Here is an 18238-nt window from a genome sequence, read left to right as displayed (position 1 = left end):
CATGCCGAAGATGATCACGAGCGTGCTCGATCGCGCCAAGGAGGTCGTCGGCGGCTTCACCGTCGCGCAGCGCACCATCGCGCTCATCGGGGTCGCACTGCTCGCCATGGGCGCGATCGCGTTGGGCACCTGGCTGTCCAGGCCGCAGATGAGCCCGCTGTTCACCGGCCTCAGCGCCGCCGACGCGTCCGCCGTCGTCGAGCAGCTGAAGTCCGCCGGCGTCGACTACGAGCTGACCGAGGGCGGCGCGACGATCCTCGTGCCCGACGACGAGGTGTACCCGCAGCGCCTCGCCGCGGCCTCCGCCGGCCTTCCGGGCGACTCGAGCGACGGGTACACGTTGCTCGACGACATGGGCGTGACCGCCAGCGAGTTCCAGCAGTCCGTGACGTACAAGCGTGCGATCGAGGGGGAGCTGGCCAGCACCATCGGCGCGATGACGGGAGTCACCTCCGCCAGCGTGCAGCTGGCCATCCCGGAGGAATCGGTGTTCGTCGCCGATCGGCAGGACCCCACGGCGTCGGTGTTCGTACGCACGCAGAGCGGCGTCACGCTCGACGACGACCAGGTCGAGGCGATCGTGCATCTCACGAGCGCCGCCGTCACCGGCATGAGCCCCGAGGACGTCGCGGTCACCGATCAGGATGGCCATGTGCTGTCGGCGGTCGGCTCCGGTCTCACCGGCGGCGCGGACAAGCAGGCCACGGAGTACGAGAGCAAGGTGGCCGCCACCGTGGGTCAGATGCTCGAGACGATCGTCGGGCCGGGCAACGCGAGCGTCTCGGTGGCCGCCGACGTCGCGAACTCCACCTCGGAGCGCTTGGAGGAGACATACACGGCCCCGGAGGGCGAGCTCGCGCCATCCGAGCAGACGAAGACGGAGACCTACTCCGGCGGCGCCGGCGGCGAAGCCGGCGTGCTCGGCCCCGACAACATCGCCGCTCCCGCCCAGGACGGCACCGGCTCCTACGAGCTCGAGGAGACCACCCGCAACAACGCCGTGAACAAGGCCACAGAGAAGACCGTCACGCCGTCGGGCGAGGTCACTCGGCAGACGGTGAGCATCGCCCTGAACCGCGACGCCGTGGATGGCGTCACCGCCGAGCAGGTCCAGGCGCTCGTGGCCACGGCCGCCGGCATCGACACCGAGCGCGGCGACAGCGTCACGGTCGAGTTCGTCGCGTTCAGCCAGGCGGGAGCGGAAGCCGCTGCGGCGGCGCTCGCCGAGGCGGAGGCCGCCGAGGAGGCGCGCCGGCAGGAGGAGCTTCTGCGCACCACGATCATCGGCGGCGCGATCGTCCTCGCCGCGATCGTCCTGGCGGTCATGATGGCCATCCGCGGTCGTCGCAGGCGCCGCGTCGACGAGCTGGTCGCGCAGCCGGCCATGTCGGCGCTCCTGCCACCCGACGACGACGTGGTGCTGCTGACCTCGGTGCCGGAGCCCGCACCGCGCGCGGCGCCTGCGGCCCTCGCGCCCACCGAGGTGATCGACATCGTGGACGAGCCCGAGCCCGAGCCCGTCCAGATGCTCGTGGAGCGCCGGCGCCGCGAGGTCGACCAGATCGCGAGGACCGACCCCGAGGCCGCCGCGGCGGCCCTGAGCAGCATGATGGACGAGGCGTCGGCATGAGCGGCATCGCCGACGCCCAGCAGGCCGCGCTCGACGCGCGCGCGATCACCGCGTCGAGCGCAGAGCCGGTGACGCCGCTGACGGGCCTGCGCAAGGCCGCGATCGTGCTGCTCAACATGGACCGCGCCGCGAGCGCTGCGGTGCTGCGTCACCTCGGCGAGGCGAGGGCGGAGATCCTCGCGGCGGAGCTCACCCGGCTCGGCGGCGTGGATGTCGCCGCCACGGCCGAGGCGCTGGGGGAGTACCGCCGCATCGCGGCCGGCGGCGCCGTCCCATCGCGCGGGGGACAGGAGCTCGCGACGGGACTGCTCGAGACCGCCTTCGGCCGGGAGAAGGCCGTGGGGATCGTCGGACGCGCGATGTCGCAGGGCGGCATCTCCTTCGACTTCCTCAACGCGGCCGACCCGGCCCAGCTCGCGACCATCCTCGAAGGGGAGCTCCCCACGACTGTCGCCGTCGTCCTCGCCAATCTGCGCGCCGAGCGCGCCGCCGCCGTGCTGGCCGCACTGCAGGACCCGCTGCGCACCGACGTCGCTCAGGCCATCGCGACCATGGGCACCGCCACCCAGGAGGCCATCTCGGTGGTCGCGGATTCGCTCCGCTCGCGGCTGGGCGTGTTCGCCACGCGCGACGTCCACGAGGCGCTCGGCGGCGTGCAGCCGCTCGTCGAGATCATCAACCGCTCCGACACCGCCCTGGAGAAGGCACTGCTGGCGAGCCTGGAGGGGCGTGACCAGGCGCTCGCCGAGGACATCCGCAGCCGCATGGTGACGTTCGCCGACATCGCCCGCCTCGAGGATCGCGACGCGCAGCGCGTGCTGCGCGGAATCGACCTGCGCGTGCTCGCCCTCGCGCTGAAGGGCGCCAACGAGCAGGTCAGCGAGGTCATCAGCCGCAACATGACCGAGCGCAACCGCGAGAGCCTCGCGGAGGAGGCGCGGGTCCTCGGCCCTGTCCGCATGCGGCAGGTCGACGAGGCACGGGCAGAGGTGGTCCGCATCATCCGCGAGCTCGAGGCCGCCGAGGAGATCACCCTCTCGCGCGACGACGAGGACGAGATCGTTGAGTGACCGGGCCGGTGCCTCGGCGCTCGAGGCGGACTTCGTCCCCCTCGTGCCGCCCCGCGTGGGCGTCGGATCCGTCGACGCGCGCGGCGAGGCCGACCGGGCGCGCTCACGCGGCTACGCCGACGGGTACGCGGATGGCCGGCGAACCGCTCTCGAGGAGGCCCGCCGCGAGCTCGTGGCCGATCGCGAGCGCGCGCAGCGGCACCAGGACGAAGCCGACCGGATGGCCGAGACCGCTCTCGAGGCGCTGTACCGCGCGCACGACGCGCTCGTCGAGCGCACCGCCGAGGTGGCGGCGCTCTCCGTCACCCGCACGGAGGAACTCGCCGTCGAGCTCGCGCGCGTGATCCTCGGCACGGAGCTCTCCGACCCCGCACGCTCCGCCGCGCACGCCCTGCGGCGCGGCCTCGCCCACGCATCCAGCGGTGCGCGTCTGCTCCTCAGCGAGCGGGATCACGCAACGCTCGCGTCGGGCGACCTCGCGGCGCATCTTCCCGACAACGTCTCACTGGTCGCGTCCCCCGGGGTCGACCTCGGCGGGGTCGTCGTCGAGGTCGAAGACGGTGCGGTCGACGCGCGGATCGTCGCGGCGCTGGCCCGGGCAGAGGCCGCGCTGCACGGCGAGGACGACGCGGCGATCGGGGCGGCCGGATGAGCGCGGGCACCGCGACGTGGGGCCGCGCGCTGCACGCCGCCCGGCCCGTGCGCTCGGGGGTCGTGACGGCCGTGGTCGGTCTCGGGGTCGAGGTGCTCGGCATCGACGCGGCGGTCGGCGACCGCGTGCGCATCGACGCGCAGGGGAGCCGCGTCGTCGATGCCGAGGTCGTCGCGGTCGACGGCGGGCGCGCCCGATGCATGCCGCTCGATCCGCTCGACGGGGTCCGGGCGCGTGCGCGCGTGCGCCACGCGGGGTCGGCGCCGCTCGTGCCGACCGGCCGCGGGCTGCTCGGTCGCGTGCTGGATGGCCTGGGTCGCCCCATCGACGGGAAGGGCCCGCTGGATGCGCGCGCCGTCTCCCAGGTGCCGCTGCACCACGAGCCGCCGAGTGCGATGGGGCGGCAGCGCATCGAGCGCCAGCTCGGGCTCGGCATCCGCGCGCTCGACACGATGACGCCGGTGGGGGTCGGCCAGCGGCTGGGCCTGTTCGCCGGCTCCGGCGTCGGCAAGTCGTCGCTGATGTCGATGGTCGCCCGCGGCACCACGGCCGACGTCAACGTCATCGCGCTGGTCGGAGAGCGCGGGCGCGAGGTGCGGGAGTTCCTCGAGGACGACCTCGGTCCGGAGGGGCTCGCCCGCTCGGTCGTCGTCGTCGCCACCGGCGACCAGCCGGCGATGGCCCGGCTGCGCTCGGCGTTCGCGGCCACGCGCATCGCCGAGCAGTTCCGCGACGAGGGGGCCGACGCCATCCTCATGATGGACTCGCTCACGCGCGTGGCGATGGCGCAGCGCGAGATCGGCCTGTCGGCAGGGGAGCCGCCGGCGACGCGCGGCTACCCGCCGTCGACGTTCTCGGTGCTCGCCCGCCTTCTCGAGCGGGCGGGAACGGGGCCGCGCGGCTCCGTCACCGGCCTCTACACCGTGCTCGTCGACGGAGACGACCACAACGAGCCCATCGCCGACGCCGCGCGCGGCATCCTCGACGGGCACGTCGTGCTGGACCGCGAACTGGCCGTCCGCGGGCGCTTCCCCGCGATCGACGTGCTCGGCTCCGTGAGCCGGGTGGTCTCGAAGATCACCTCACCCGAGCAGCGGCAGAACGCCGTGGCGCTGCGCAGCCTGCTGGCGGCGCGGCGGTCGGCGAACGACCTCATCGACATCGGCGCCTACAAGCCGGGCGCCAACCCCCTCGTGGACGCCGCGATCACCCATGAGGCGGCCATCGAGGGGTTCCTGCGGCAGCGCATGGACGACCTGACCCCCGCCCCGGATGCATGGGCGCGGCTCGCTGCTCTCACCACCGAGTTCGAAGGAGTGACCCGATGACCTTCCCCCTCGCCGGCCTGCTGCGCGTGCGCGGCGCGCAGGAGCGCATCGCCGCCGAGCAGCTCTCGCGCGCGACCGCCGACGCATCGCAGGCGGAGGCGTCCGAGGAGCGCGCTCGCTCGAGTCTCGCCGCGGCCGGCGGCGCGGTGGCGGATGACGTCACTCTCCTGGCGCTCGCCGCCGCTCGCGCCGCGGGCCGGAGTGCACTGAGCGACCTGCACACACTGAGCGAACTGCGTCGCGCGGAGGCGGAGCGGGCGAAGGCCGCGCACGTGACCGCGCGCCGCGAGCTGAAGGGGCTCGAGCGTCTGGAGTCCGCGCACCGCGCGGCGGCAGCGCAGGCCGAGCTGCACGCCGAGCAGACCGCGCTCGACGAGATCGGCGTCGTGCAGGCCGCGCGCGACGAAGGCTCCGCAGCATGAGCGGGGTCGAGGCGGTCGTCGCCCGCGTCGGCGAGATCGAGAGCCGCATCACCTCCCTCGATCCAGCAGCGCGCGCGGCGCAGGCGTCGCCGGTCGCGGCCGCGCAGCCCGCCACCACGGGCGCCGCGCAGTTCGCGACGGCGCTTGATGCGGCGACCCAGCCCCAGGCGACGGCGCCGATCGGAGAGCTCCCGCCGTCGGTGAAGGCGCCGTTCCTCACGGGCGACGGGAAAGTGACCGGATCGGCGGTCGTCGAGCAGGCGAAGAAGTACCTCGGCGTGCCGTACGTGTTCGGCGGCGAGGACGAGACCGGCATGGACTGCTCGGGACTCGTGCAGCGCGTGTTCGCCGACCTCGGCGTCGACGTGCCGCGCGTCGTGCAGGACCAGGCCGACGTCGGGGTCGAGGTGCCCTCCCTCGATCAGGTGCAGCCTGGCGACCTCATCATCCCGCACGGCGAGGGGCACGTCGTCATCTACATCGGCGACGGCAAGGTGCTGCACGCGCCGCGACCCGGCAAGGACGTGCAGATCGTCGACAACTTCTACGGGCCCGCCGAGATCGCCACGATCCGCCGCGTCGTGCCCGCCGACTCCGAGGTCGCGGTGACCGCGCCGCCCATCGTCGCGCAGGCGGCCGTCGCGCAGCCGGTGAAAGCGACGGCTTCCGCGACCGGCGACGCCCAGCTCATCGCCGCGCTGCAGGCGATGTTCGCCGTGCAGACGTCGGGCGCAGCCGCATCCGGGTCGTCGCTGCAGGGCCTCGCGGGGCTGCTCGCATGACCTCGGTCAGGATGATCCTCCCGCCCCCCGCCGCACCTGCGACGAGCGACCACCGGCGAGGGACGGAAGACGGCGGGGTGGGATTCGATGCAGCGCTCGCCCGCGCCTTCGGCACCGAGTCCACCGGCTCGACCGTCGATGGCCGCGGATGGATCGAAGACGACGAGGAAGCCGCCGCCGAGACGACGGCCCGCGAAGGGCAGCAGACGGCGATCGGGTCGACCGTCGCGCTGCCAGACGGGACCGCTCCGGCCCTGCCGGCTGCTGCCGCGATCGCGGGCGCAGCACCCTCGATCGCTCCCGGATCCACCCCATCGACGCCCGCCGATCCTGGCAACGGCGCTGCGAGCCGCGGGTCGGCGTTCACCGCGTCCGGGACGACCGCACCCGCCGCCCCGGCCCCGGTGCTGCCGGGCGTCCCAGCCGCCGCCTCGAACGCCTCGGTGGACGCGGCAGTGCCGGTTCGTGATGCGCGTGGAACCGCGTCGGCGTCGCCAGCCTCCGCGCAGCCGGCCCCGGTCCTGAACGCGGCGCCAGCCTCGCCTGCAGGGACCTCGGCGCCTTCGGCCCTCGACTCTTCGGCGCCGACTCCCAACACGCCGGCATCCGCGCCCCCCGCGTGGGTGTCCTCCTCGATCGCGCCGAGCGCTGCAGAGCCCACCGGCCCCGCGACCACGAAGCCGGGGAAGGATGCCGTGAGCGCTCGACAGGCGACGGGAGCCGTTGCGGCGCCGACCGCCGTCGGCTCCTCCGCGCCTCGCGCCTCGGGCACCCCCGGAGACGCCGGCGCGCAGCCCGATGTCGCGTCCGCCGCCTCGCCGACCGCCTCGGCGGCGGCGCTCCCGCCACCGGAGACCGATCACCTCGCCCGCGTGCGACCGGCCCTGCCCGACGGGCCGACCGCGATCCGCGACGTGTCGGACGCCGCGCGCCCGGCTGGCCCGCCGGCCCGCACCGCGCCGGCCACCACCGCGCCGGCCCCCACCGCGCCGGCCCCCACCGCGCCGGCTTCTGCTGTCGCCGCGGCGCCGTCCGACATCGCATCCCCGCGCGCGATCGCAGCGCAGGTGTCGCCGGTCGTGGTGAGCATCGCGCAGCGTCCGGCCGGGGATCACCGGCTCACCATGACCGTCCATCCCGACGATCTCGGCCCGGTGACCGTCCGCGCGCACATCACGTCGCGCGGAGAGGTCCAGGTGGAGCTGCTCGGCGGCACCGATGCCGGAAGGGACGCGCTGCGGTCGATCGTGTCCGACCTGCGGCGCGACCTCGCCGCGGTGATGCCGCACGCGACCCTCAGCCTCGGAGCGGCAGCCGGTCACGACGCCGCGGACCGCGGTGCGCAGTCCGGCACCGGGGGAGGGCCCGGCGAACAGCAGTCGCCGCGGCGCGAGCCCGGACCCGACCCGCGTCATCCGCACGCGTCCGAGCGGATGGCGGCTCGCGCCATCCCGACACCCCTCGCCCTGGCCGGCGGCGCCGGCCTCGACACCTTCGCCTGAGAGGAGCCTCACTCATGCCCATCGACGCCGTGAGCGCAACGAGCTCGACCTACGACACGGGAGCGACCCGCGCGGCCGCCCCCAAGCAGACCCTGGACAGCGAGGTCTTCCTCCAGCTCCTCGTCGCCCAGCTGACCAACCAGGACCCCTCCAGCCCGATGGACACCAATGCGATGATCTCGCAGACCACGGAGCTCGCGAGCATGGAGCAGCTGACGGCTCTCACCGAGAACAGCAGCGAGGCGTTCGCGCTCAGCATGCGCCAGGCCGCGGCCGCCCTGATCGGCCAGCAGGCCAGCTACCTCGGCGCCGACGGCGAGACCGCCACCGGCGTGGTCACGAAGGTCTCCTTCGACGGCCCCGTCCCGCAGGTGACCGTCGGCGATCAGACGGTGTCGCTCGACGCCATCCTCGGGCTCGCCGCCCCGGCGGCGCCGGCGCCTGCGGTGCCCGCCCCCACGACAACCGCGACCAACTGACCCCAGGAAGAGAGAACCCCATGCTCCGCTCGCTCTACTCCGGCATCTCCGGCCTCCGCTCGCACCAGACGATGCTCGACGTCACCGGCAACAACATCGCGAACGTCAACACCGCCGGCTTCAAGGGCTCCTCGGTGCAGTTCGAGGACTCGCTGTCGCAGCTCATCGGCAACCCGGGCATCCCCGACGACCAGGTCGGCGGGAAGAACCCCGCGCAGGTGGGCCTGGGCGTGCAGGTCGCCGGCGTTCAGACGAACTTCGCTCAGGGCTCCGCGCAGTCGACGGGGCGCCCGACCGACCTGATGATCGCGGGCGACGGCTTCTTCGCGGTCCGCTCGGGCGGTGAGACGCTCTACACCCGCTCCGGGGGCTTCTCGTTCGACGCGACGGGCAAGATGGTCACCGCCGACGGATCGATCGTGCAGGGCTGGGCCGCTGAGAACGGCGTCGTCGGCACGGGAGCGGCGCCCGGCGACATCGTGCTGTCGAAGGACGCCGTCGCGCCTGCCCGCGCCACCAGCTCCGCCACGGTCGCGGGCAACCTGCCCTCCACGGCGGCCGTCGGCGAGGAGCTCGTCCGCGACATCACGGTGTACGACGCCGCGGGCACCCCGTCGACCCTGAGCCTCACCTTCACCAGGACCGCGGCCGGCTGGGACGTGTCGGACCCCGCCAGCGGGGCCACCGGCAGCCTGCGCTTCGACGACGGCGAGCAGGTCGGCGGGCTCGTGCTCCCCGCCGGCGGCGTGAGCGTCGACCTGACGGGCGTGACGGGCTACGCCGAGATGTCGACCGTGGCGATCACCGCGCAGGATGGGGCCGCCGCGGGTGCGCTGGAGTCGTACTCGATCACTGACGACGGCTCCATCGTCGGAACGTTCAGCAACGGCAAGACCGAGACGCTCGGGAAGATCGCCATGGCGAGCTTCACCAACCCCGAGGGACTCGAGAAGGTCGGCGGCACCGCGTTCCGCGCGACGGTGAACTCGGGCGCGGTGCAGATGGGCGAGGCCGGCCAGGCCGGCTTCGGCGGCCTCGTCTCCGGCGCGCTGGAGATGAGCAACGTGGACCTGTCGCAGGAGTTCACCAACCTCATCGTGGCCCAGCGCGGCTTCCAGGCCAACGCCCGCATCATCACCACGAGCGACGAGGTCCTGCAGGAGCTCACCCAGCTCAAGCGCTGACCCTGATTCCCAGGAGGGCCTCCCGCGCGGGAGGCCCTCCTGGTTACCCGTTCGGTGCGGTGTCGCGATAGTCCGAGCCGCCCCTTCCCGTCCCGCGCAGAGCCCGGAGGTCGTCCGATGATCGTCGTCACGCGACTCGACCGCACCCGGTTCGCCGTGAACCCCGACCTCATCGAACGCGCGCACGCGTCGCCGGACACCACCCTGCACATGGTCGACGGCCACGTCTTCGTCGTGCAGGAGAGCCTCGACGAGCTCGTCGACCTGATCGTGGCCTACCGAGCCCGCGTGCTCGCCGCGGCGTCGGTCGCGACCGCGGGGGGCTGAGATGGATCCCGCATTCATCATCGGCGTGCTGGCCGCGTTCGGCGCGCTGTTCGCGATGATCACGATGGAGGGCGCGCACCTCAGCGCGCTCCTGCTGCCCGCGCCCATGATCCTCGTGCTCGGATCGACGATCGGCGTGGGCATCGCGAGCCACACGATGCGCGACACCATTCTCGCGGTGACATCGCTCGGGCGGATGGTGCGAGGAGCGAAGGCGCCGGCCGCTGCGGTCATCCCGGTGCTGGTCGGGTACGCCGAGAAGGCGCGCGGCGAGGGGCTGCTGGCGCTGGAGCAGGAGCTCGAGGGCGCCCCGGACGCATTCACGCGGCAGGCGCTGCAGTCGCTCGCGGACGGCACGGACGCGGAGGATCTCCGCCTGGTCATGGAGGACGAGTCCGCGGCGACGGCGACCCGCAACCACGTCGCGTCGCGGTTCTTCTCCTCCCTCGGCGGCTATGCCCCCACCATCGGCATCGTGGGCACCGTGGTGTCGCTCACCCACGTGCTCGAGAACCTCGACGAGCCCGACCACCTCGGCCCGATGATCGCCTCGGCGTTCGTGGCCACGCTCTGGGGCCTGCTCTCGGCGAACTTCATCTGGAACCCGATCGCCGGTCGCCTGAGCCGGGTGGGCGCTGTGGAGATCGAGCGCATGACGCTCGTGACCGAGGGCATGCTGGCCATCCAGTCCGGCAGCGCGCCGCACCTGCTGAGGGAGCGCCTCGAGGCGATGGTGACCGTGAAGCCGAAGGGCGGCGCGGGCAAGGCCGAGAAGCGGGCGGAGGGCGCCACGTGAGCGCAGCCCGGCGAGACGGCAGGCGGAGGCAGGCCGAGACCGGGCACGACGAGCCCGACGAGCGCTGGGCGGTCTCCTACGCGGACATGGTGACCGTGCTGATGTGCCTGTTCATCGTGCTGTTCGCCATGTCGAGCGTCGACAAGGGCAAGTACGAGCAGCTCGCGAACAGCCTGAGCGCCGGCTTCGGTCAGGAGGTGACCGAGGGCGGCGCCGACACCGTGGAGGGCATCGTGGTCCCGCCCGACGCCGTCATCGACGAGGACCCGGAGGACCTCGCGGCGATGGCCGCTGCCGAGTACGAATCGCTGGAGGAGCTCCGCGAGCGGATGCGCGCGTCCCTGGCCTCCGAGGGGCTGGAGGACACGGTGGAGTTCGTCATCGACGACCGCGGGCTGAAGGTCGGGCTGGTCGGGGCGGAGACGTTCTTCGCGGACAACAGCACCGACCTGTCGGCGAAAGCCGGCGCCGTGCTCCACGCGATCGGCGGCGTGCTCGCCGATGTCGACAACCAGGTGAGCGTGGAGGGTCACGCCGACCACCGAAGCCCCGCCGCGCCCTTCCCCACCAATTGGGAGCTCTCCGGCGGACGCGCCACGCAGGTCGCACGATTCCTCGTCGAGCACGAGGGGATCGGCGGGCCGCGGGTGAAGGCGACGGGATTCTCGGACACCCGGCCGATCGCGGAGGGGGACGGCGCCGAGGAGCTCGCCCGCAACCGGCGCGTCGACATCGTCGTCGAGTCCGATGAGAAGGACGAGGTGCGGGCGCTGATCCCGGCCATCGCCGAAGCGACGCGGGGGCGCTGACGCCGCGTGCCCGCTACATCCGAGGAGACCACGATGACCCCAGCCCTTCCCGTGGACGACCGCGAGCTGCGCTACGAGCCATACGACTTCGGCCGGCCGGCGCAGCTCGGGCGGGAGCACACCCGTCAGCTCGAGGCGGCGTTCGAGGCGTTCGCGCGGCTGTGGTCCGCGCAGCTGACCGCGAAGACCCGCATGCGCGCGCACCTCAGCCTGGAGGGCGTCGAGCTCGTCGCCTACGACGAGTACGCGGACGGCCTGCCCGCCACGACCGCGATGGTGGCAGCGTCGTTCGCGGAACGCGACGAGACCTGCATCGTGCAGTTCGGCCTCGACAGCGCGCTGCTGTGGGTCGTGCAGATGATGGGCGGCAGGAGCACGACGCTTCCCGAGGCGCGCACCTTCACCCCGATCGAGATGGCGCTCGTTCGCCACCTCATGGCGGAGACCTTCGAGAATCTCGGCGCGAGCCTCGGGCCCCTCCTGCCGGGGGAGCCGGTGCTCGGCGGCGTGCATTACAACCCCCAGTACCTCCAGGTCATCTCCGCCAGCGCCGCGGTGGTCGTCGCCCGGTACGCGATGCGCCTCGGCGACATCCAGACGACGGCGACGGTCATGCTCCCGGCATCCGCGGTCATCGACGGACTCGCGCAGACGGGCGCGAACGCCGCCACCGCCCATCCCGCCGGGCTCGCTCTCGCGCAGGTGAGAAGCACGCCGATGGAGGTCGCCCTCCGACTCGCGCCGATCACCATCGGCGCGGGGGAGGTGCTCGACCTGGCTCCGGGCGACCTGCTGCGCCTGCCGCATCCGGAGACCACGCCCTTCGAGCTCGTGGCCGGCTCGATGCCGATCGCCCGCGCCGTGCCCGGCACCCGCGGCTCGCGCCTCGCATGCACGATCACCACCATCCACGAGGAGAAGAATCGATGAGCACCTTCCACGAGACGGCGATCGCCGCCGCGATCGCCGCCAAGCTGCCCTTCGGGTTCCCCGTCATCCCGACCCCGTCCACCGATCCCGGGGCGGCAGGGGACGCGGTAGCGGTCGCCTTCACCGGCACGCCGGGCGCGAGCATCGCCATCCAGGTCGAGAACCCCGACCTCCTCGAGGACGGCTCGGCCACGCAGCCGCTCGCGGACCGGCTGCACCCGGTGTTCGAAGCCGCGGTCGCCGTGCTCGGCGCGGGCACCCTCGGTGAGCCGGCGTTCGTCGGCGCCGCCGACGTCTTCACCGCGCGAGGCACCCAGGTGTTCGACCTGGTGAGCGCCGAGGGCCGAGTGGTCGCGCGCGCGGCGGTGCGCGTGGACGACGAGCGGCCGAGCGCCGGGCGCGCGGCTCCCGGGAGCCTCAGCCGCATCGCGGGGGTGGAGATGGAGCTGGTGGTGGAGATCGGCCGCACGCGGATGCCGGTGCGCGACGTGCTCTCCCTGGAGCCCGGCCGAGTCGTGGAGCTGGACCGCGCAGCGGGCTCCCCGGCCGACATCAAGCTGAACGGGCGGCTCATCGGCCACGGCGTCGTGGTCGTCGCCGACGGCGACTTCGCCGTGCGCGTGGAGCGGATCCTCGAGACCGCCGAGGACGTCTGATGGCCGACCTCCTCGTCGCGCTGCGCGTGATCGTCTCGCTGGCCGCCGTGCTCGGGCTGCTGTGGTGGCTGAGCCGTCGGCTGCAGGACGGGCAGGAGACGGGCGGCTCGCCGCTGGCGGGGCTCGTGCCGAAGAAGCTCGCCCGGCTGCAGTCCCTGCTCCCGGCCCGAAGCGCCCCGCGCGCCCCGCAGGAGCGGATCACCGTGGTCGCCCGCTCGGGGCTCGGCGGGAAAGCGCAGCTCGTCGTGGCCGAGTTCGGCGGAATCCGTTACGTGCTCGGCGTCACCGAGCACGGGGTCAGCGTCGTCGACACGCAGGAGGCCCTCCCGCAGGAGGCCCTCCCGCAGGAGGCGCTCGAGCCGGAGGAAGCTACGCCCGATACGCCCGATACGCCCGAGACGCCCGAGCCGGTCGAGCTCCCGCAGGACACGCCGGCCGCGCCCGCGCTCCGACCCCGGCTCCGGCGGGCCGCCTGACGCACGACAGCACGCCGACCGCAGGTTACGGCGGGCCCCGAGCGTCCCGATAGTCGTCTCGGAGCACGGATCGCTCGACGACTTGGCTACGGATCGGCCACGCCACCCACGTCCGGAGTGCCGCCGTGCCCGCTTCCGCCATCGCCTCCGCGCCCGCGGTCCTGCGCCTCTCGCCGCGCGGATGGGGCATCGTCGCGGTCGCGCTGGCGCTCGCCGGCGCTGCGGTTCTGCTCGGGTCGGCCGGCGCCCAGGCGGCGGTGATCCCGCCCACCCCGCCCGTGACGACACCGCCGCCGAGCGGCGGCGAGGGCGTGACCATCAACGGCATCAACGGAACCCCGTCCGACAGCGTCATCACGCTTCTCGGCATCACCGTGCTCAGTGTCGCACCGGCCCTGCTTCTGATGATGTCGAGCTTCACGAAGATCTTCGTGGTGCTCGCGCTCACCCGCAACGCGCTCTCGCTGCCGTCGATCCCGCCGAATCAGGTCCTCGCGGGACTCAGCCTGTTCCTGACGCTGTTCATCATGTGGCCCGTGCTGACCGACATCAACGCGGTCGCGGTGGCCCCGTACACGGCCGGCGAGATCGACTTCGGTCGCGCGCTCGAGCTCGCGCAGGACCCGCTGCGGGAGTGGCTGCTGAGCTACACGCGCGAGGAGGACATCGCGCTGATGCACCGTGCCGCGCAGATGGACAACCCGGCGGACGCCGCGAGCGTCCCGCTGCAGACCCTGGTGCCCGCCTTCATGCTCAGCGAGCTGCGCGCGGCGTTCCTCATCGGGTTCATCGTCTTCGTGCCCTTCCTCGTGATCGATCTCGTCGTCGCCAGCGCCCTGATGTCGATGGGCATGATGATGCTGCCGCCGGTCATGATCTCGCTGCCGTTCAAGATCCTGCTGTTCCTCCTCGTGGACGGCTGGGGTCTCGTCATCACCAGCCTCGTGCAGTCCTACGGGGGTGGCGGATGAACCCGGAGTCGGTGATCGACATCGGCCAGGCGGCGCTCATCGTCGGCGCGAAGCTCTGCGCTCCGCTGCTGATCACGGCCCTCGTCGTCGGCTTCGCGATCTCGCTGCTGCAGTCGATCACGCAGATCCAGGAGATGACCATCTCCTTCGTGCCGAAGCTGATCGCGGTGGGGATCGCGCTGCTCGTGTGCGGGCACTGGATGATCAGCGAGCTGATCGCGTTCACGCACGAGCTGTTCGCCCGGATCCCCGCGCTGCTGGGCGGCGGCTGATGCACATCCCGCTCGACTTCTCGTGGATCGAGGCGACCGCGCTCGCGTGCGTGAGGATCACGGCCTTCCTGGTCATCGCGCCGCCGTTCAGCCACGGCTCGATCCCGCTGCGGATCAAGGCGATGCTCGGCGCGGGGCTCGCGCTGGCGGTGTCGCCGGTGGTGACCGCAGGCTACGAGCCGATGAGCACGGGCGGCTTCATGCTGGCACTGGCCGGCCAGGCGATCACCGGGGCGCTGCTGGGGTTCCTGGTGACCGCGGTCTTCAGCGCGATCCAGGGGGCGGGGCACCTCATCGACACGTTCGGCGGCTTCCAGCTGGCGCAGGCGTTCGATCCCGGGATGGCCGTGAACGGCGCGCAGTTCACCCGGCTGTTCCAGATGACCGCGATCCTCCTGCTGTTCGCCTCCGACGGCTATCAGCTCGTGCTGGCCGGCCTGTTCCGCTCGTTCGACGCGGTGCCGGTCACCGGGATGATCGATCTCGGGCAGCCGGCGGCGGCGCTGGTCGACGCGGTCGGGCAGATGATGCTCAGTGCCGTGCAGATCGCGGGGCCGCTGCTGATCGTGCTCTTCCTCGCCGACGCGGGGCTCGGCCTCGTCACCCGGGTGGCGCCGGCGCTCAACGCATTCGCCATGGGCTTCCCGGTCAAGATCGGTCTGACCCTGGTGCTGGTCGGCTTCGTGTACGCGGCCCTGCCATCCGTGGTCGCGGCCCTCGCCGGCGACGCCGCTGCGCAACTCGTGGGCGTGACGCGATGAGCGACAGCGGCGAGCGCACCGAGAAGGCGACCGACCGCCGCCTCAAGGAGGCGCGTCGGAAGGGGCGGATCGGCCGGAGCCAGGACTTCACCGCGTGGATCTGCATCGCGGCGGCCGCCGTCATGATGCCGAGCACGATCGCCCTCGGGTCGCAGGTCGTCACCGAGCTGATGCTCGACGTGACGCGGGCGAGTGCGCGCCCGTCGGATGCACTCGCCGTCGACACGCTGACCTCTGCCCTGACCGCGCTGGGCGGCGTCCTCCTGCCGATGCTGCTGGTGGTGCTCGTCGCGACCGCGGCGACGGCGATCGCGCAGGGCGGGGTGCACCTGCGCGGGGTGACGTTCCGCACCGAGCATCTCGACCTCGTCGCGGGCGTGAAACGGGTCTTCGGCGGGCAGGCGCTGTGGGAGGGCGCGAAGGCGCTGCTGAAGACCGCGGCGATCGGCGGCGCCCTGTGGATCGTGGTCTCGGGGCTCGTCCCGCTGCTGATGGCCAGCGGCAGGCACAGCATCGACTGGCTCCTCGCGCAGGCCGGCGGCGGCGTCGTGGGGCTGCTGCAGGTCGCCGTCGCCGTCGGCCTCCTCCTGGCGGCGGTCGACGTCGCGGTGGTGCTGCGGCGCAACCGCAAGCACACGCGCATGACGAAGAAGGAAGCCAAGGACGAGCACAGGAAGAGCGAAGGCGACCCGCTCGTCCGCTCCCAGCGCCGGTCCCGGCAGATCGCGATGAGCCGCAACCGGATGATCGCAGCGGTCGGCGAGAGCGACGTGGTGCTCGTCAACCCGACGCACGTCGCGGTGGCGCTCCGGTACGAGCCGGGCCGCTCCGCTCCGCGCGTGGTCGCCAAGGGCGCCGGGATCGTCGCGCAGAAGATCCGTGAGAAGGCCGAGGAGGCCGGCGTCCCGATGGTGCGCGACATCCCGTTGGCGCGCGCGCTGCACGCGGCGTGCGAACTCGGCCGGGAGATCCCGGAGGAGCTCTACACCGCCGTCGCGCAGGTGCTCGCGTTCGTGCACCAGCTCAGGAAGCGCGGATCCGCGCGTGGCATGCACACCATGCCCGCCGGCACCGCGCCGGCAACAGACCACGACTCGAGAAGGCGAGACCGCTGATGGGCCAGCTGCTGTCCAAGGGGACCGTGCCGGTGGGCGTGGTCGGGATCATCCTGCTGCTGATCGTGCCGATTCCCACATGGCTCCTGGACGTGCTCATCGTCCTCAACATCGCCTTCGCGCTGCTCATCCTGCTCACGTCGATGTTCGTGCGGAAGCCGCTGGACTTCTCGGTCTTCCCGAGCCTGCTGCTGGTGGCCACGCTCTTCCGCCTCGGCCTCAACGTCGCCTCGACGCGTCTCGTGCTGAGCGAGGCCCACGCGGGGCAGGTGATCCAGGCCTTCGGAGAGATCACCGTCAGCGGATCGCTCGTCATCGGCGCGGTGATCTTCCTGATCCTCACGGTCATCCAGTTCGTCGTCGTCACCAAGGGCGCCGAGCGCGTCGCGGAGGTCGGCGCCCGGTTCACCCTCGACGCGATGCCCGGCAAGCAGATGGCCATCGACGCCGACTTGAACGCCGGCCTCATCACCGACAGCGAGGCGCGCGAGCGCCGCGCCGGGGTGGCGGCGGAAGCCGACTTCTACGGCGCGATGGACGGCGCGTCGAAGTTCGTCAAGGGCGACGCGATCGCCGGCGTCGTCATCATCGTCATCAACTTCGTCGGCGGCATCGTCATCGGGATGCTCCAGCACGGCATGGACGTCGCCGACGCGCTGGAGACGTACAGCCTCCTGACGATCGGCGACGGCCTCGTCACCCAGATCGCGGCGCTGCTGATGGCGGTGTCGACGGGCATGATCGTCACCCGCGAGAACGCCGAGTCGGAGATGGGGCAGGCCGCGGGCCGTCAGCTCCTGCAGTCCCGCACGGCCCTGATCATCACGGGATGCGCCGCGATCGCCATGGGGCTGATCCCGGGGATGCCGCTGCCGGCGTTCCTCGCGATCGGCGCCGCGCTCCTGGTCGCGGCCTCGCGAGTGAGGGTCGGTCAGGCGAAGGCCGACGCGGCCGTCGAGGAGGAGGCCCGCGCGCGGCAGGCGGCCGAATCCACGAGCGAGGGACCCGAGGAGCTGATGGACCGCATGCGCGTGCACGCGGTGGAGATCTCCCTCGCGCCCGACATCGTCGATCTCGCCTCCGGCGGCCCCGGCGACCTGATCGCGCGGGTGAAGGCGCTGCGGCGGAAGATCGCCGTCGAGCTCGGCTTCCTCATGCCGCCGGTGCGGACGAGGGACAACATCGAGCTGCCCGCCCAGACCTACGCCATCCTCATCGCCGGGGTGGAAGCGGGGCGCGGGACGGTTCCGCGCGGGCACGTGCTCGCGATCGGGACGGGCCTCGAGCTGCTGCCGGGAACGGCGGTCGTCGATCCCGTCTTCGGTCTGGAGGGCAAGTGGGTGCCCGCGCAGATGTCGCATGCCGCCGATCTCGCGGGGGCCACGGTCATCGACCGTGCGAGCGTGATCATCACCCACCTGTCCGACATCGTCCACGCGCAGGCGCATCGCCTGCTCTCTCTCGAGGACGTGCGCCAGCTCACGGAGCACCTCAAGCAGACGAGTCCCGCCGCCGTCGACGAGCTGACCCCCGCTCTGCTCTCCCTCGCGGGGATCCAGCGCGTCCTGGCGGGTCTGCTCGCCGAGCAGGTGCCCATCAACGATCTCGCCCGCATCTACGAGGCCCTCGCGCTGCGCGCGAGGATCTCGACCGAGACGCCGGGGCTGATCGAGGCCGCGCGCACGGCGCTCGGACCGGCGATCGCCGCGCGGTTCGCCCAGTCGGGCCGCCTCCGCGTCGTGATGATCGATCCCCTGCTCGAGCAGCAGATGCTCGAGAGCATGCGGGTCGTGGAGGGGCAGCCGCAGATCGTGCTCACCCCCGACGCGACGATGCACGTGCTCGATGCGGTGCGGCGGACGGCCGCCGAGCTCGACGAGGCCGGAACGGAGCCCGTGCTCGTGTGCGCTCCGTCGCTGCGGCAGGGCGTGCGGCGGATGATCGCGGCGCAGAGCGAGAGCCTGCCCGTGCTCTCGTACGACGAAGCCGCAAGCGCGGGGTATCCGACCGACGTCGTCGGGGTCATCCGGCTCGATCAGCCGGCGATCGCACCCGGTCGCGGGTGAATCCGCAGCG

20 protein-coding genes are annotated in these 18238 nt (G+C 72.6%); all 20 read left to right on the top strand.

The window, feature by feature from the left end:
- Position 1: 1 nt before the first annotated feature.
- A complete protein-coding gene (gene fliF / locus QWJ90_RS01805; protein ID WP_290105879.1) occupies positions 2-1630 on the top strand; it encodes a flagellar basal-body MS-ring/collar protein FliF in 1629 nt (542 codons plus the stop codon).
- Positions 1627-2700, top strand: coding sequence for a flagellar motor switch protein FliG (gene fliG, locus QWJ90_RS01800; protein ID WP_354670407.1), 1074 nt, complete (start codon positions 1627-1629; stop codon positions 2698-2700). Before fliF ends, fliG begins: the two co-directional genes overlap by 4 nt.
- On the top strand, positions 2693-3352 hold the full coding sequence (locus tag QWJ90_RS01795) for a FliH/SctL family protein (RefSeq protein WP_290105878.1): 660 nt from the start codon (positions 2693-2695) through the stop codon (positions 3350-3352). The genes fliG and QWJ90_RS01795 overlap by 8 nt, the downstream gene beginning before the upstream one ends.
- The gene (locus QWJ90_RS01790) at positions 3349-4680 is read left to right on the top strand and encodes a FliI/YscN family ATPase (protein ID WP_290105877.1); all 1332 of its coding nucleotides are present in this window, start codon (positions 3349-3351) and stop codon (positions 4678-4680) included. The genes QWJ90_RS01795 and QWJ90_RS01790 overlap by 4 nt, the downstream gene beginning before the upstream one ends.
- Complete coding sequence (locus QWJ90_RS01785; protein ID WP_290105876.1) at positions 4677-5102, top strand: hypothetical protein; 426 nt, start codon at positions 4677-4679, stop codon at positions 5100-5102. The genes QWJ90_RS01790 and QWJ90_RS01785 overlap by 4 nt, the downstream gene beginning before the upstream one ends.
- Complete coding sequence (locus tag QWJ90_RS01780) at positions 5099-5884, top strand: C40 family peptidase (RefSeq protein ID WP_290105875.1); 786 nt, start codon at positions 5099-5101, stop codon at positions 5882-5884. The genes QWJ90_RS01785 and QWJ90_RS01780 overlap by 4 nt, the downstream gene beginning before the upstream one ends.
- Before the next feature lie 77 nt (positions 5885-5961).
- Positions 5962-7386, top strand: a complete 1425-nt coding sequence (locus QWJ90_RS01775; protein WP_290105874.1) for a flagellar hook-length control protein FliK — start codon at positions 5962-5964, stop codon at positions 7384-7386.
- A 14-nt stretch (positions 7387-7400) separates the two neighbouring features.
- A complete protein-coding gene (locus QWJ90_RS01770; protein ID WP_290105873.1) occupies positions 7401-7865 on the top strand; it encodes a flagellar hook assembly protein FlgD in 465 nt (154 codons plus the stop codon).
- Between the two features lie 20 nt (positions 7866-7885).
- A complete protein-coding gene (gene flgF, locus QWJ90_RS01765) occupies positions 7886-9049 on the top strand; it encodes a flagellar basal-body rod protein FlgF (protein ID WP_290105872.1) in 1164 nt (387 codons plus the stop codon).
- Positions 9050-9166: 117 nt separating this feature from the next.
- The gene (locus QWJ90_RS01760) at positions 9167-9376 is read left to right on the top strand and encodes a flagellar FlbD family protein (protein WP_290105871.1); all 210 of its coding nucleotides are present in this window, start codon (positions 9167-9169) and stop codon (positions 9374-9376) included.
- 1 nt (position 9377) lies between these two features.
- Positions 9378-10172, top strand: a complete 795-nt coding sequence (locus QWJ90_RS01755) for a motility protein A (RefSeq protein WP_290105870.1) — start codon at positions 9378-9380, stop codon at positions 10170-10172.
- A complete protein-coding gene (locus QWJ90_RS01750; RefSeq protein WP_290105869.1) occupies positions 10169-10981 on the top strand; it encodes an OmpA/MotB family protein in 813 nt (270 codons plus the stop codon). The genes QWJ90_RS01755 and QWJ90_RS01750 overlap by 4 nt, the downstream gene beginning before the upstream one ends.
- Before the next feature lie 33 nt (positions 10982-11014).
- The gene (locus tag QWJ90_RS01745) at positions 11015-11911 is read left to right on the top strand and encodes a flagellar motor switch protein FliM (RefSeq protein ID WP_290105868.1); all 897 of its coding nucleotides are present in this window, start codon (positions 11015-11017) and stop codon (positions 11909-11911) included.
- A complete protein-coding gene (locus QWJ90_RS01740) occupies positions 11908-12567 on the top strand; it encodes a FliM/FliN family flagellar motor switch protein (protein WP_290105867.1) in 660 nt (219 codons plus the stop codon). The genes QWJ90_RS01745 and QWJ90_RS01740 overlap by 4 nt, the downstream gene beginning before the upstream one ends.
- A complete protein-coding gene (locus tag QWJ90_RS01735; protein WP_290105866.1) occupies positions 12567-13043 on the top strand; it encodes a flagellar biosynthetic protein FliO in 477 nt (158 codons plus the stop codon). Before QWJ90_RS01740 ends, QWJ90_RS01735 begins: the two co-directional genes overlap by 1 nt.
- Before the next feature lie 140 nt (positions 13044-13183).
- On the top strand, positions 13184-14014 hold the full coding sequence (gene fliP / locus QWJ90_RS01730) for a flagellar type III secretion system pore protein FliP (protein WP_436836683.1): 831 nt from the start codon (positions 13184-13186) through the stop codon (positions 14012-14014).
- Positions 14011-14286, top strand: a complete 276-nt coding sequence (gene fliQ, locus QWJ90_RS01725; RefSeq protein ID WP_156240958.1) for a flagellar biosynthesis protein FliQ — start codon at positions 14011-14013, stop codon at positions 14284-14286. Before fliP ends, fliQ begins: the two co-directional genes overlap by 4 nt.
- Complete coding sequence (locus QWJ90_RS01720) at positions 14286-15047, top strand: flagellar biosynthetic protein FliR (protein ID WP_290105864.1); 762 nt, start codon at positions 14286-14288, stop codon at positions 15045-15047. Before fliQ ends, QWJ90_RS01720 begins: the two co-directional genes overlap by 1 nt.
- A complete protein-coding gene (locus QWJ90_RS01715) occupies positions 15044-16162 on the top strand; it encodes an EscU/YscU/HrcU family type III secretion system export apparatus switch protein (protein WP_290105863.1) in 1119 nt (372 codons plus the stop codon). The genes QWJ90_RS01720 and QWJ90_RS01715 overlap by 4 nt, the downstream gene beginning before the upstream one ends.
- Positions 16162-18228 carry a flagellar biosynthesis protein FlhA gene (locus QWJ90_RS01710; RefSeq protein WP_290105862.1) on the top strand — a complete coding sequence of 689 codons (2067 nt, stop codon included), beginning with the start codon at positions 16162-16164 and terminating at the stop codon, positions 18226-18228. Before QWJ90_RS01715 ends, QWJ90_RS01710 begins: the two co-directional genes overlap by 1 nt.
- Positions 18229-18238: the final 10 nt, after the last annotated feature.

The sequence above is a fragment of the Microbacterium oryzae genome (assembly GCF_030406385.1).
GTDB lineage: Bacteria > Actinomycetota > Actinomycetes > Actinomycetales > Microbacteriaceae > Microbacterium > Microbacterium oryzae_A.
The sequence above is the reverse complement of the archived record's forward strand: the minus strand, read 5'-3'. Positions and strand labels throughout refer to the sequence as shown.